13 protein-coding genes are annotated in these 12,129 nt (G+C 51.7%); 10 read left to right on the forward strand and 3 right to left on the reverse strand.

The window, feature by feature from the left end; translation table 11 throughout:
• Window positions 1-347 precede the first annotated feature (347 nt).
• From LX59_RS12145 to sthA, 9 genes are all read left to right on the forward strand, one after another.
• A complete protein-coding gene (locus tag LX59_RS12145; protein ID WP_144572170.1) occupies window positions 348-1,703 on the forward strand; it encodes a Na(+)-translocating NADH-quinone reductase subunit A in 1,356 nt (451 codons plus the stop codon).
• Entirely contained in the window at window positions 1,703-2,917 is a 1,215-nt protein-coding gene (locus LX59_RS12150) for an NADH:ubiquinone reductase (Na(+)-transporting) subunit B (protein WP_144572242.1), read from the forward strand. Before LX59_RS12145 ends, LX59_RS12150 begins: the two co-directional genes overlap by 1 nt.
• A complete protein-coding gene (locus tag LX59_RS12155) occupies window positions 2,910-3,698 on the forward strand; it encodes a Na(+)-translocating NADH-quinone reductase subunit C (RefSeq protein WP_144572171.1) in 789 nt (262 codons plus the stop codon). Before LX59_RS12150 ends, LX59_RS12155 begins: the two co-directional genes overlap by 8 nt.
• Entirely contained in the window at window positions 3,698-4,372 is a 675-nt protein-coding gene (locus LX59_RS12160) for an NADH:ubiquinone reductase (Na(+)-transporting) subunit D (RefSeq protein WP_211354855.1), read from the forward strand. Before LX59_RS12155 ends, LX59_RS12160 begins: the two co-directional genes overlap by 1 nt.
• 2 nt (window positions 4,373-4,374) lie before the next feature.
• Complete coding sequence (nqrE, locus tag LX59_RS12165; protein ID WP_144572175.1) at window positions 4,375-4,983, forward strand: NADH:ubiquinone reductase (Na(+)-transporting) subunit E; 609 nt, start codon at window positions 4,375-4,377, stop codon at window positions 4,981-4,983.
• Window positions 4,984-4,998: 15 nt separating this feature from the next.
• Window positions 4,999-6,222, forward strand: a complete 1,224-nt coding sequence (nqrF, locus tag LX59_RS12170) for an NADH:ubiquinone reductase (Na(+)-transporting) subunit F (protein WP_144572177.1) — start codon at window positions 4,999-5,001, stop codon at window positions 6,220-6,222.
• A gap of 5 nt (window positions 6,223-6,227) precedes the next feature.
• Entirely contained in the window at window positions 6,228-7,253 is a 1,026-nt protein-coding gene (locus LX59_RS12175; RefSeq protein ID WP_144572179.1) for an FAD:protein FMN transferase, read from the forward strand.
• Window positions 7,250-7,486 (forward strand): (Na+)-NQR maturation NqrM, encoded by a 237-nt coding sequence (nqrM, locus tag LX59_RS12180; RefSeq protein WP_144572181.1) that lies wholly within the window; start codon window positions 7,250-7,252, stop codon window positions 7,484-7,486. Before LX59_RS12175 ends, nqrM begins: the two co-directional genes overlap by 4 nt.
• Before the next feature lie 164 nt (window positions 7,487-7,650).
• Entirely contained in the window at window positions 7,651-9,042 is a 1,392-nt protein-coding gene (gene sthA, locus LX59_RS12185) for a Si-specific NAD(P)(+) transhydrogenase (protein WP_144572183.1), read from the forward strand.
• A 142-nt stretch (window positions 9,043-9,184) separates the two neighbouring features.
• On the opposite strand, the gene LX59_RS12190 is transcribed toward sthA, so the two are convergent.
• Genes LX59_RS12190 through LX59_RS12200 form a run of 3 tightly spaced genes read right to left on the reverse strand, consistent with a single transcriptional unit; the run spans window position 9,185 to window position 10,775 of the window.
• Window positions 9,185-9,910: a glycerophosphodiester phosphodiesterase gene (locus LX59_RS12190; protein WP_144572185.1), complete on the reverse strand. Its 726-nt coding sequence runs from the start codon at window positions 9,908-9,910 to the stop codon at window positions 9,185-9,187.
• Window positions 9,907-10,218, reverse strand: a complete 312-nt coding sequence (locus LX59_RS12195) for a phosphodiesterase (RefSeq protein WP_425457494.1) — start codon at window positions 10,216-10,218, stop codon at window positions 9,907-9,909. Before LX59_RS12195 ends, LX59_RS12190 begins: the two co-directional genes overlap by 4 nt.
• On the reverse strand, window positions 10,218-10,775 hold the full coding sequence (locus LX59_RS12200) for a PilZ domain-containing protein (protein WP_144572187.1): 558 nt from the start codon (window positions 10,773-10,775) through the stop codon (window positions 10,218-10,220). The genes LX59_RS12195 and LX59_RS12200 overlap by 1 nt, the downstream gene beginning before the upstream one ends.
• A gap of 99 nt (window positions 10,776-10,874) precedes the next feature.
• On the opposite strand from LX59_RS12200, the gene LX59_RS12205 reads away from it, so the two are divergent.
• Complete coding sequence (locus LX59_RS12205; RefSeq protein WP_144572188.1) at window positions 10,875-12,125, forward strand: lipoprotein-releasing ABC transporter permease subunit; 1,251 nt, start codon at window positions 10,875-10,877, stop codon at window positions 12,123-12,125.
• Window positions 12,126-12,129: the final 4 nt, after the last annotated feature.

Here is a 12,129-nt window from a genome sequence, read left to right on the forward strand (position 1 = left end):
AGAAAAAACTCATTTCTTAGCCGGAAATGGGTTTTTTTATGGGCTTGGATACATCTTGTTGAAACCAAGGGGCCACAAAAAGATTGCAATCTTCTATCATGCACCCGCTTTTGAGGTTAGAGGGTGACAATGTGTTTCGAGCAGTTTGAGTAATCGATAACCCGTTGTAATGAAGAGCAATATCAGTGGCCAGTCTAGGCGACGACCTCTATAATCAGGCGATTTTTTGGCTAGGCTATGCGACTTTATACCGCACTTTGGATATAAAGCCAGCCTATTGATGGCTGATAGCGCTTTTGATTCCAGTAGCCGAAATAGCTTTTTCCATCAGTTAATTAGGCAAACCCATGATACAGATGAAACGTGGGCTCGACTTGCCACTGGCAGGCGCGCCAGCACAGCGTATCGAGGCCGGTAGGCCGGTGCGCAGTGTGGCCATAATTGGCTTCGACTATCCGGGGATGAAGCCAACCATGAAAGTTCAGGTTGGTGATCGGGTTAAGTTGGGACAGATTCTGTTCAGTGACAAGAAGATGCCCGGCATTGACTATACCGCTCCGGGGGCAGGTGTTATATCCGCGATTCATCGGGGTGATAAGCGGGTACTGCAATCTGTAGTTATCGAACTTGATGGCGATGAAGAGGAAACCTTCCCTTCTTGTGATGCTGAGGCTTTACCAGAGTTAGGGGCAGATAAGGTTCGTGAGAATCTGCTGCGTTCTGGACTTTGGACGGCTTTTCGCGCCCGCCCCTACAGTAAAGTACCGGCAGCCGATGCGGTTCCCCACTCCATCTTTGTGACGGCCATTGATACTCATCCCTTAGCCGCTGATCCAGCTATTGTCATTGGTGAGCAGCCTGAAGCCTTTGAAAATGGTCTCAAGGTTCTGACCAACTTGGGTAAGGTGTTTTTGTGCAAGGGCGCTGAAGCGGTACATTTGCCCGGCGAAAATCTGCCCGGTGAAGGCTTGAAGGGAGTGGAAACCGAAACCTTCGTAGGCCCACATCCTGCTGGTTTACCCAGTACCCATATTCATTTCCTTGATCCTGTGAGTGCGACTAAAAGCGTCTGGCATATTGGTTATCAAGACGTGATTGCTGTGGGTAAGTTATTCACCACAGGCCGTATCTCTACTGAGCGCGTAGTGGCCTTGGGCGGCCCTGTGGTAGACAAGCCCCGTCTGCTGCGTACCCGTCTGGGTGTGAACTTAGACGAGTTGACTGCCGGTGAGCTGCAAGCCGGTGCAAACCGTATTGTTTCAGGTTCGGTTTTGGGGGGGCGTACAGCTCAGGGTGCTTTTGCTTACTTAGGTCGTTATCACGTTCAGGTTTCTTGCCTGCGTGAGGGCCGTGAGCGCGAAATGCTGCACTATATGCGTCCCGGCTTTAAGAAGCATTCAGTGCTGAATGTCTTCGTCTCCAAGCTGTTTGGAGTGAAAGAGTTTGCCATGACTACCACCACCAACGGCAGCCCGCGTGCCATGGTGCCGGTCGGAAACTATGAAGAAGTTATGCCTCTGGATATCCTGCCTACTCAGTTGCTGCGTGCGCTGATCGTAGGGGATACCGAAACTGCACAAAAACTGGGTTGCTTAGAGTTGGATGAAGAAGATCTGGCCCTGTGCAGCTATGTATGTGCCGGTAAGTATGAATACGGCCCCATTCTGCGGGACAACCTGACCCGTATTGAGAAGGAGGGTTGATCGTGTTGCGTTTCCTCTTCGATAAAATCGAGCATCACTTTGAAAAAGGTGGTCGTTGCGAGAAGTGGTACCCTCTGTACGAAGCCATTGATACCTTCTTGTATCGTCCAAGCAGCGTGACCAAAACCACCGCCCATGTGCGTGATGGCATTGATCTTAAGCGCATGATGATTTTGGTATGGCTGTGTACTTTCCCGGCCATGTTTTTTGGTATGTGGAACACGGGCTATCAAGCCAACCTGATCTTCGCGCACACTCCTGACCTGTTGGCTGCCCAAGAAGGCTGGCGTTTTGCATTGCTGAGTCAGTGGGGGATTGGTTTTGATCCTGCCAACTGTTGGGCAAACTTTGTTCAGGGTGCGCTGTACTTCCTACCAATTTATGCCGTGACCTTTATTGTTGGCGGCTTTTGGGAAGTGCTGTTTGCTATGGTGCGTCGCCATGAAGTCAACGAAGGCTTCTTCGTGACCTCCGTGCTGTTTGCCTTGATTCTGCCGCCGAGCATTCCTCTGTGGCAGGTAGCTCTGGGTATCAGCTTCGGCGTGGTTCTGGGTAAAGAAGTCTTTGGCGGTACCGGCAAAAACTTCCTCAACCCTGCGCTGACCGGTCGTGCTTTCCTGTTCTTTGCCTACCCTGCGCAAATGTCCGGCGATGCCGTTTGGACAGCCGTGGATGGTTTCAGCGGTGCAACGGCGCTGAGTCAAGCCTTTAGCGGTGGCATGGAGCAAGTAGCTGCCAGTGGCATCACTTGGTGGAGCTCCTTCTTCGGTACCATCCAAGGTTCCATTGGTGAAACCAGTACGTTGGCCATTCTATTGGGTGGTGCAGTACTGCTGCTGACTAAGATCGCTTCGTGGCGCATCGTCAGTGGTGTCATGATCGGTATGGTGGTGCTAAGCACTCTGTTCAATATCCTAGGCTCCGATACCAACCCCATGTTTGGTATGCCTTGGTATTGGCACTTGGTTGTGGGTGGTTTTGCCTTTGGCATGATCTTCATGGCGACTGATCCTGTGTCCGCCTCCATGACTAATACCGGTAAATGGATGTTTGGCATTCTGATCGGCGTGATGGTAGTGCTGATTCGTGTGGTCAACCCAGCTTTCCCTGAGGGTATGATGTTGGCCATTCTGTTTGCCAACCTGTGCGCCCCGACCATTGACCACTTTGTAGTTCAGGCCAATATCAAGCGGAGGCTGGCACGCAATGTCTAGTCAGAAAGAGTCTGTTGTTCGTACTCTGGCAGTCGCGCTTTCGGTCTGTCTGGTATGTTCTATCTTTGTTGCGGGTGCTGCGGTAGCCCTGCGTCCGATTCAGGTGGAAAACCGCCAGTTGGATAAGCAGCGCAGTATTCTAGCTATTGCCGGTATTGGTGATTCGGACTTATCCGGTCGTGAGGTCAAAGAGCTGTTCGGCCAGCGCATTGTAGCGCGTCTGGTGGATTTGAAGACTGGAAAGTTCAGCGATGCTTTTGATCCCAAAACCTTTGATGCAGCGGCTTCTGCTAAAGATCCCAAATTATCTCAGGTATTGCCAGGCGAGCAAGACATCGCCTCTATCAAGCGCCGCGAGCAATACAGCGTGGTGTATATGGTAGAAACCAATGGCAAGCTGGATACGCTGATTCTGCCAATTCGCGGCTATGGTCTTTGGTCTACCCTGTATGGCTTTTTGGCGGTTAAAGGAGACTTGGACACTATTGTTGGCTTAGGTTTCTATCAGCATGGCGAAACCCCCGGCTTGGGTGGTGAAGTGGACAATCCCAAGTGGCGTGCTCTGTGGGTGAACAAAAAGCTGTTTGCTGAGCAAGGCAATTTGGCCGTGCAGATCGTCAAAGGCAACGTAGACCCACAAAGCCCAAAAGCAGTTCATCAGGTTGATGGTTTAGCGGGCGCTACGCTGACCAGTAATGGTGTGAATAACCTGTTGCACTTCTGGCTGGGCGAGAACGGCTTTGGCCCATTTATCGCTAAACTGCGTGCTGGGGAGGCTTGATCATGGCGGCACAACCTAGTGTTCGGGAAGTTTTGCTAAACCCGATCCTCAATAACAACCCCATTGGTTTGCAGATTCTGGGTATCTGTTCGGCTCTGGCCGTTACCTCGAACCTAAAAACCGCTTTGGTGATGTCCATTGCTCTGACGCTGGTTACCGGCTGCTCAAGCATGTTCATTTCCATGATCCGCTCCCAGATCCCAAGCTCCATCCGCATGATTGTGCAGATGGTGATTATTGCTTCCTTGGTTATTGTGGTGGATCAGCTACTCAAAGCCTTTGCCTTCAGTTTGTCTAAACAGTTGTCGGTGTTTGTGGGGCTGATCATTACCAACTGTATCGTGATGGGTCGCGCTGAAGCCTTCGCGATGCAAAACCCTCCACTGCTGTCGTTCTATGACGGTATTGGTAACGGTCTGGGCTACAGCGTCATGCTGATCGTATTGGGCGTGATTCGTGAACTGTTTGGGGCCGGTAAGCTGTTAGGTATGACCATTATCCCAACGGTGAATGATGGTGGCTGGTATATCGCCAATGGCTTACTGCTGCTGCCTCCTTCTGCGTTTTTCTTGATTGGCCTGATTATTTGGGGACTTCGTACCTACAAAAAAGATCAGGTAGAGCAGCCTGCGTATCGTTTGGCTCCACAGGTTTCTGATAAGGAGGCTCACTAATAATGGAGCATTACATCAGTCTGTTTGTCCGGGCTGTGTTCATTGAGAACATGGCTCTGGCCTTCTTCTTGGGCATGTGTACTTTCATTGCCATTTCCAAGAAGGTAGAAACGGCCATTGGTCTGGGTATTGCGGTAATCGTGGTGCAAACTATTACTGTACCGGCCAACAACCTGCTCTATACCTATCTGTTGAAAGAGGGTGCATTGGCTTGGGCTGGTTATCCTGAGTTAGACCTGAGCTTCTTAGGCCTTCTGAGCTACATTGGCGTGATCGCTGCGATCGTTCAGATTTTGGAAATGCTGCTGGATAAGTACGTTCCAAGCCTGTACAACGCCTTGGGTGTATTCCTGCCGCTGATTACGGTGAACTGCGCCATCATGGCCGGTTCGTTGTTCATGGTAGAGCGCGACTACAATCTGGCCGAAAGTACCGTATATGGTGTAGGTTCTGGCGCTTCTTGGGCACTGGCTATCGTATTGCTGGCCGGTATTCGGGAAAAGCTCAAATACAGTGATGTTCCTGCGGGTCTGCAAGGCTTGGGCATTACTTTTATTACTATTGGCCTGATGTCCATGGGCTTCATGTCATTCTCTGGCGTACAGCTGTAAGGACGGGAGGAATAGATGAATAGCGAAATCCTTCTCGCCATCGGCATGTTTACCGCCATTGTACTGGCGCTGGTGGTGATCATTTTGATCGCCCGTGCGGTACTGGTGTCCAGCGGTGACGTGAAGATCGAGATCAACGGCGAGAAAACCATTACGGTTCCTGCTGGCGGAAAATTGCTGCAAACTTTAGCAGCCAACAATATCTTTCTATCCTCTGCTTGCGGTGGCGGTGGTACCTGTGCTCAGTGCAAGTGCCAAGTGCATTCCGGTGGTGGTGAAATGCTGCCGACTGAGGAGTCGCACTTTACTAAGCGCGATGCTAAAGCGGGTTGGCGTTTATCCTGCCAAACGCCTGTGAAGCAGGATATGAAGATCGAAGTCCCAGAAGAAGTCTTCGGCGTGAAGAAGTGGGAATGCACGGTTGAGTCCAACCTCAACGTGGCCACCTTCATCAAAGAACTGACCCTGCGTCTGCCGGATGGCGAGAGCGTGGACTTCCGTGCCGGTGGCTATGTGCAGTTGGAGTGCCCACCGCACGAAGTCCACTACAAAGACTTCGATATTCAGCCGGAATACCGTGGAGACTGGGACAAGTTCAACCTGTGGCGCTATGTGTCTAAGGTAGACGAGACCACTATCCGCGCTTACTCCATGGCGAACTACCCCGAAGAAAAAGGCATCGTGAAGTTCAATATTCGTATTGCTTCGCCACCGCCCGGACGGGATGACGTGCCAGCCGGTAAGATGTCTTCCTTCGTGTTCAGCCTGAAGCCCGGTGACAAGATCACCGTGTACGGGCCATTCGGTGAGTTCTTCGCCCGCGACACCCAAAATGAGATGGTCTTCATCGGTGGTGGTGCGGGTATGGCTCCCATGCGCTCGCACATCTTCGATCAGCTCAAGCGTCTGAACTCTAAGCGTAAAATCAGCTTCTGGTACGGTGCGCGTTCTCTGCGTGAAGCCTTCTATGTGGAAGAGTTCGATCAGCTAGCGGCGGAGAACCCAAATTTCACTTGGCATCTGGCGCTGTCTGATCCTCAACCCGAGGATAACTGGACGGGTTATACGGGCTTTATTCACAACGTACTGTTGGATAACTATCTGAAAGACCATCCGGCACCTGAAGATTGCGAGTTCTACATGTGCGGCCCGCCCATGATGAACGCTGCGGTCATTAAGATGCTGCTTGATCTGGGTGTGGAGCGGGAAAATATCCTGCTCGACGACTTCGGCGGCTAGGCTCCATGTCGTTTAAATCTTTAAAGCCCGTCATGGCTGCTGCCCTTGTGGCAGCAACCCTGATGGGTTGTTCTCCCCAAGAGACGTTGGAAACTTTCGTCGGGCCCACTCAGGGCAGCACCTATACCATCAAGTATGTGCGTACTGCGAATGGCCCCGAGGTGGCAAGCGTCCAGCGTGAAACTGAACTTGTTTTGGCTGAGATCGACAAACAGTTATCTAACTATCGTCCAGACTCAGTCATTCAACACTTTAATAACCTGCCCGCAGGTGCCTGCCTTAAGGTGCCTGAGCTAATGCTCAGACTCACCCAAGCCGCTGAAGTTTTATCAACTGAGACGGGTGGCGTTTTGGATCTGAGTGTGCAGCCTTTGTTAGAGCTGTGGGGATTTGGCCCCAAACGAGGCCAGCGCATTCCCACTGAGGCAGAAATTGCCGAAGTTCGTCAGCGCGTGGGGCATCAGTATCTGCATGTACGCGGTGATGAACTGTGCAAAGACGTGGCTCTGAAGCTGGACTTCAACAGTATCGCAGCGGGTGAGTCGGTTGACTTAGTCAGCGCCCGTTTGGAGGCTTTAGGCATTACCAGCTATTTGGTCGAAATCACCGGCGAATTGAAGGCAAAAGGCTTAAAGCCGGACGGTTCTCAGTGGCGTGTCGCCATTGAAGCACCGAAGGACAATGAGCGGGAGGCGATGGAGATCATCCAATTGGATGGTTATGCCGTGTCTACCTCAGGCGATTACCGTAACTATTTTGAACGAGACGGGCATCGTTACTCCCATACTATAGATCCTCGGACAGGAGCGCCTATTCAGCATAAACTGGCCGCAGTAACGGTGATTGACCCTTCAGCCATGCGGGCAGATGGATTATCTACTGCGCTGATGGTCATGGGCTCTGAAGAAGGATTAGCCTTTGCTGAGCGCCAAGGGATTGCGGCACTCTTTGTTTCCCATGTGGAAAAGAACTTTGTCTCAGTGCGTACACGAAACTTTGATCTGCTACTAGGTCAAGGGAGGCAACCATGACGTGGTTACTGGTTTTTGTTGGCATGCTGCTGGTGATGTTGGGTATGGCGATTGGTGTCATCATGGGGCGTAAGCCTATTGCAGGCTCCTGTGGCGGTTTGGCCAAACTGAAAATGGCACGGGATGATTGTCCGGTTTGCGGGGGTGATCAGGATATTTGTGATGAAACCAACGCCGATCCAGACAAAAAAGATAGCGCACCTCATCTAGGGTATGACGTTACTTGCCGCTGAAGTCAATCCGCCAAAGCGCGGGCTCTTTACTAGGCCATTTGCCGATACCCTGTTTAGGTTATTTAGGGGCACGATTCAGAGCGGCTGCCGGTGGGTGAGTGCAGCCCTTTGAACGTTCCGTCAACTGCCGTTATCCCCTAGGATACGGTGTTAAAGGAGAGTATATGGCTGTCTACAACTATGACATCGTGGTACTGGGTTCAGGCCCGGCGGGTGAGGGTGCGGCTATGAATGCCGCCAAAGCGGGTCGTAAGATTGCGGTAGTGGAGAATTACTCTCAGGTTGGTGGTGGTTGCACTCACTTAGGCACTATTCCCTCCAAAGCACTGCGTCACTCAGTGCGTCAGATCATGCAGTACAACACCAACCCGCTGTTTCGTCAGATCGGTGAGCCGCGCTGGTTCTCGTTTCCCGATGTTCTAAAAAGTGCTGAGCGCGTCATTGCCAAACAAGTGACCTCGCGTACCAGCTACTATGCACGTAACCGCATTGATATTTTCTTTGGCACCGCTAGTTTTGCGGATGCCAATACCATCGAAGTAACCTGTAATAAAGGCGTGTTAGAGCGTCTGACGGCCAAGCAAATTGTGATTGCCACAGGCTCCAGTCCCTATCGTCCGGATGACATCGACTTTACCCATCCGCGTATCTACGATAGCGACACCATCCTGAGCCTAAACCACACCCCACGCCGTTTGATCATCTACGGAGCTGGCGTTATTGGTTGCGAATACGCATCCATCTTCAGTGGTCTAGGCGTTCTGGTGGATCTGATCGACAGCCGTGATCAGCTCCTGAATTTCTTGGATGATGAAATCTCCGATGCTCTGAGTTACCACCTGCGCTACAACAATGTGCTAATCCGTCATAACGAAGAGTATGAGCGCGTAGAAGGTTTAGAGCATGGTGTCATTTTGCACACCAAGTCTGGCAAGAAGATCAAAGCCGATGCTCTGCTGTGGTGTAACGGCCGTACCGGCAACACTGCTAGCCTAAAGCTGGAAAATGTCGGTCTGAGCGCCAACAAGCGTGGCCAGATTCAAGTGAACCAAGAATACCGTACCGAAGTGCCAAATATTTATGCGGCCGGTGACGTGATCGGCTGGCCTTCTCTGGCCAGCGCGGCCTATGACCAAGGTCGTTCTGCAGCGGGCAATATTGCGGGAACGGATGCGCGTTTTGTGGATGACGTACCTACGGGTATCTATACCATCCCAGAAATCAGCTCCATCGGTAAAACAGAGCGCGAGCTGACCCAAGCAAAAATTCCTTATGAAGTGGGTAAAGCCTTCTTCAAGGGTATGGCACGGGCGCAGATTTCTGGCGAAGAAGTGGGCATGTTGAAGATCTTGTTCCACCGCGAAACGCTGGCGGTTTTGGGTGTGCATTGCTTTGGTTATCAGGCCTCTGAAATCGTACACATTGGCCAAGCCATCATGAACCAGCCGGGTGAGGCCAATAACCTGAAATTCTTCATCAACACCACTTTTAACTATCCGACCATGGCAGAAGCCTATCGGGTAGCGGCCTTCGATGGACTCAACCGGCTTTTTTAAGCGGCTCCGCCCGGAGGCCTGAACTGGGTGGAGAAGAGGATATCTTCGCCAATTCGTCAGCATGGCGCTGGCCGAATCGGGAAAGCTTCTGATCAGGCGAAACCGGCTCTTTAGGGCCGGTTTCTCGTTTTTGGTCGAGGTATTAAGCCGTAAACCCCAGAGCGAGTACCGCTTTGCTGGGGTAATCGGTAATCAGGCTGTCAACACCCATGTGGGCAAGCTGGCGCATCTGCTCAGGTTCATTCACCGTCCATACTGATACATGCAATCCTGCTTGATGAGCCCGTTTTAAACGGGCAGGGGTGCAGAGTTTCCAGTTCAGTACCAAGAATTCGCAGCCATAGCGCTGTGCTACTTTGACCGGCTCTAACCAAGAGTACTCAGCCACAAAACCTCTTGATAGCCTTGGTGCTTGCTGCTGGGCGGCTTTTAACACGGTGCGTGAGCTTGAGGTCAGGGTAACGCGATCCACTAAATTGAATTGCTGAACCAGATTTTGGATGGCCAATACGGTATGTAAGGCTCGTTTTTTGGAAGCGCTTTTGACCTCCAGTTGCCAATGTTCAAAGTCGCAGTGCTCAAACAGCTCGGCTAAGCGTGGAATGGGGCTTTGCTCAGGCCAGTGGGTTAGGCCAAGGCGGGCATCGTAGGTGGTTAGGTCATCGGCTAAGTGCTCTGAGATTTTCCCCCGTCGGCCCGTAGTACGCCTTAGGGTCGGGTCGTGGATGACCATTAGCTCGCCATCTAGGGAGAGGTGTAGGTCCAGTTCACAGCGATTCACCCCCTGCTTCAGACAGTGCTGAAAACTGATCAGGGTATTTTCAGGCGCTTCACCGCGGGCACCGCGATGTCCGTAAATAAGGGTCATGGTTGGAGTCCTTGTGCGCTGGTTGGGTACTGGGGTCGATGTTGTACCACGCTGCTGATGACACGCGTCCCCTCGAAATACACCGAAAATACGGGGTAATCCCAGCGAATAATCGGTGGCTTACCCACGGCAGGGTATTCTTTTTGCGGTAAGCCAAAGTGCTCCAGTACCTCACGGCTGCTTTGTCCATTGCGGGGCAGTTGGCTGAGCTGGGCTTGCTGGCCAATAGGAATATGCAGTTCATCAGCGGTACTGGGTGAGCTCTGTAGCCATAGGCTCAGTACAAGCGCGGCAATCATCAGGGGCATTAGGAGCGTTCTCCCCGAGCCATACGGCGTTCTTGAGCCTGCTTTTGCAGAATGTGGCGTGCTAAGAGTTGGCGATTGGACTCCGATAACTCCTCAAAATACAGCGCCAGCTCATATTGCCCCTGTTCTAAGGGGAGGCAACGGGTGACTTGTGCTTTAAGGCACAGCTCCACCGCTTGGGATAATACCAAATACAAATAAACCGACTGCTGCTCAGGCAAGGGTGTTTCTTGTGTAAAACAGATGCCTTCTTCAGACAGATTAACTCGGCGGGGCGGGCTCATTTGCCGTTCTAGCTCTTGGCTCAGGGCGCGGGCTAACAACTCCATCCGACGATTTTGCAGGCGTAAGTAGTTGGCTAGGATGCGATCCGTATCCGCCAATTGCCTCAGCAGTACCTGCTGTTCCGAGTCGAGCTGGTGAAACTCACTGAGCAGGCTAAATAGGGCCGTATTTAATCGTTGGTCGCTAGATTCTGGAACAATTTCCAGTGCGACCCAGTCCTCAATACGATAGTATCGGCGGCGCTCATGGGGGTCTTGGGGCAAGCTTGACATGATCGGGATACAGAGCAGGTTGACTTACTTGCAGTGTATCAGGCTGATACCTAGTGGGCTTGGTGTTGTCTTTAATTTTGTATCTGACTGAAGTCTTTTATGTTCAGACCACTGTCTGTTTATATCGGAAGTCGCTATACCCGGGCGAGACGGCGCACGCTGTTTGTTTCCTTTATCTCGCTTACTTCCATGACCGGCTTAGCCTTGGGCGTTTTAGTTATGATTCTCGTGTTATCGGTCATGAACGGTTTTGATCGAGAAATGCGTGATCGTGTACTGGGGATGATTCCCCACGCTACGGTGCAAAGTCCGGTACCTATGGCTAATTGGTCGCTTGAGTTAGCACCACTGATTCAATCTCACCCTGAGGTGGAAGCTATTGCGCCCTTTATCCAAGCTCAGGGGTTATTAGCCCATGAGCGTCACACGCAAAAAGTATTGATTAATGCAGTTGATCCAGAATTAGAGTCCAAAGTCTCCATTATCCAAGGCTTTTTCCAGCAAGGTGCCTTGCAGGATTTAAAACCGGGTGAGTTTGGCATTTTACTCGGAGATCGAGCGGCTCAGGCGTTGGGGGTGAGCCTTGGGGATAAAGTGACCTTTGTCGCTCCCGATGTGGTGGTAACTCCAGCCGGTTTGTTCCCGCGGATGAAGCGTTTCACCGTACAGGGGATTTTCCATGTGGGTGCGGGTGAAATTGATAGTTTTGTGGCGGTGGCGCACATCCAAGATTTAGCGCGTTTACAGCGCTGGCAACCGGGTGAAGTACAAGGCGTTCGTTTGCGCTTGCACGACTTATTTCAAGCTCCACACATGGCCGCTGTATTGGCGCGTGACTTAGGGCCGGATTTTTATACCCGCGACTGGACGCGCACCCACGGTAATCTCTACCAAGCTATTCATATGGAAAAAGCCATGATCGGCCTGATGCTATTGCTGATCGTGGCGGTAGCGGCGTTTAACATCATCTCCACCCTAGTAATGGTGGTGAATGACAAACGTGGGGATATCGCCATTTTGCGTACCCTAGGGGCTACGCCGGGGCAAATTATGGCCATCTTTATGGTACAGGGTACGATCATCGGTGTGGTGGGCACGCTGATCGGTGGAGTATTGGGTATTTTGGCCGCACTGAATGTCAGCGGCTTTATTGCGGGTTTGGAGCGCTTACTCAATCATCGTTTTTTAAGTGCCGATGTGTACTTTATCGACTATTTGCCCTCGCAGTTATTGGCCAGCGATGTCGTCCTCGTCTGTGGCGCGGCGCTGGTTCTAAGCTTTTTGGCAACCCTATATCCGGCTTGGCGGGCTTCGCGCACCCAACCCGCTCAGGTTCTTAGATACGAGTAAAACG

This window comes from Azomonas agilis (genome assembly GCF_007830255.1).
Lineage (GTDB): Bacteria > Pseudomonadota > Gammaproteobacteria > Pseudomonadales > Pseudomonadaceae > Azomonas > Azomonas agilis.

What these genes read in the sequence shown, in the direction of transcription:
- LX59_RS12145 (WP_144572170.1), top strand. Translation starts at nt 348, where the DNA reads ATGATACAGATGAAACGTGGGCTCGACTTGCCACTGGCAGGCGCGCCA.
- LX59_RS12155 (WP_144572171.1), top strand. Translation starts at nt 2,910, where the DNA reads ATGTCTAGTCAGAAAGAGTCTGTTGTTCGTACTCTGGCAGTCGCGCTT.
- nqrE (WP_144572175.1), top strand. Translation starts at nt 4,375, where the DNA reads ATGGAGCATTACATCAGTCTGTTTGTCCGGGCTGTGTTCATTGAGAAC.
- nqrF (WP_144572177.1), top strand. Translation starts at nt 4,999, where the DNA reads ATGAATAGCGAAATCCTTCTCGCCATCGGCATGTTTACCGCCATTGTA.
- LX59_RS12175 (WP_144572179.1), top strand. Translation starts at nt 6,228, where the DNA reads ATGTCGTTTAAATCTTTAAAGCCCGTCATGGCTGCTGCCCTTGTGGCA.
- nqrM (WP_144572181.1), top strand. Translation starts at nt 7,250, where the DNA reads ATGACGTGGTTACTGGTTTTTGTTGGCATGCTGCTGGTGATGTTGGGT.
- sthA (WP_144572183.1), top strand. Translation starts at nt 7,651, where the DNA reads ATGGCTGTCTACAACTATGACATCGTGGTACTGGGTTCAGGCCCGGCG.
- LX59_RS12190 (WP_144572185.1), bottom strand. Translation starts at nt 9,910, where the DNA reads ATGACCCTTATTTACGGACATCGCGGTGCCCGCGGTGAAGCGCCTGAA.
- LX59_RS12195 (WP_425457494.1), bottom strand. Translation starts at nt 10,218, where the DNA reads ATGCCCCTGATGATTGCCGCGCTTGTACTGAGCCTATGGCTACAGAGC.
- LX59_RS12200 (WP_144572187.1), bottom strand. Translation starts at nt 10,775, where the DNA reads ATGTCAAGCTTGCCCCAAGACCCCCATGAGCGCCGCCGATACTATCGT.
- LX59_RS12205 (WP_144572188.1), top strand. Translation starts at nt 10,875, where the DNA reads ATGTTCAGACCACTGTCTGTTTATATCGGAAGTCGCTATACCCGGGCG.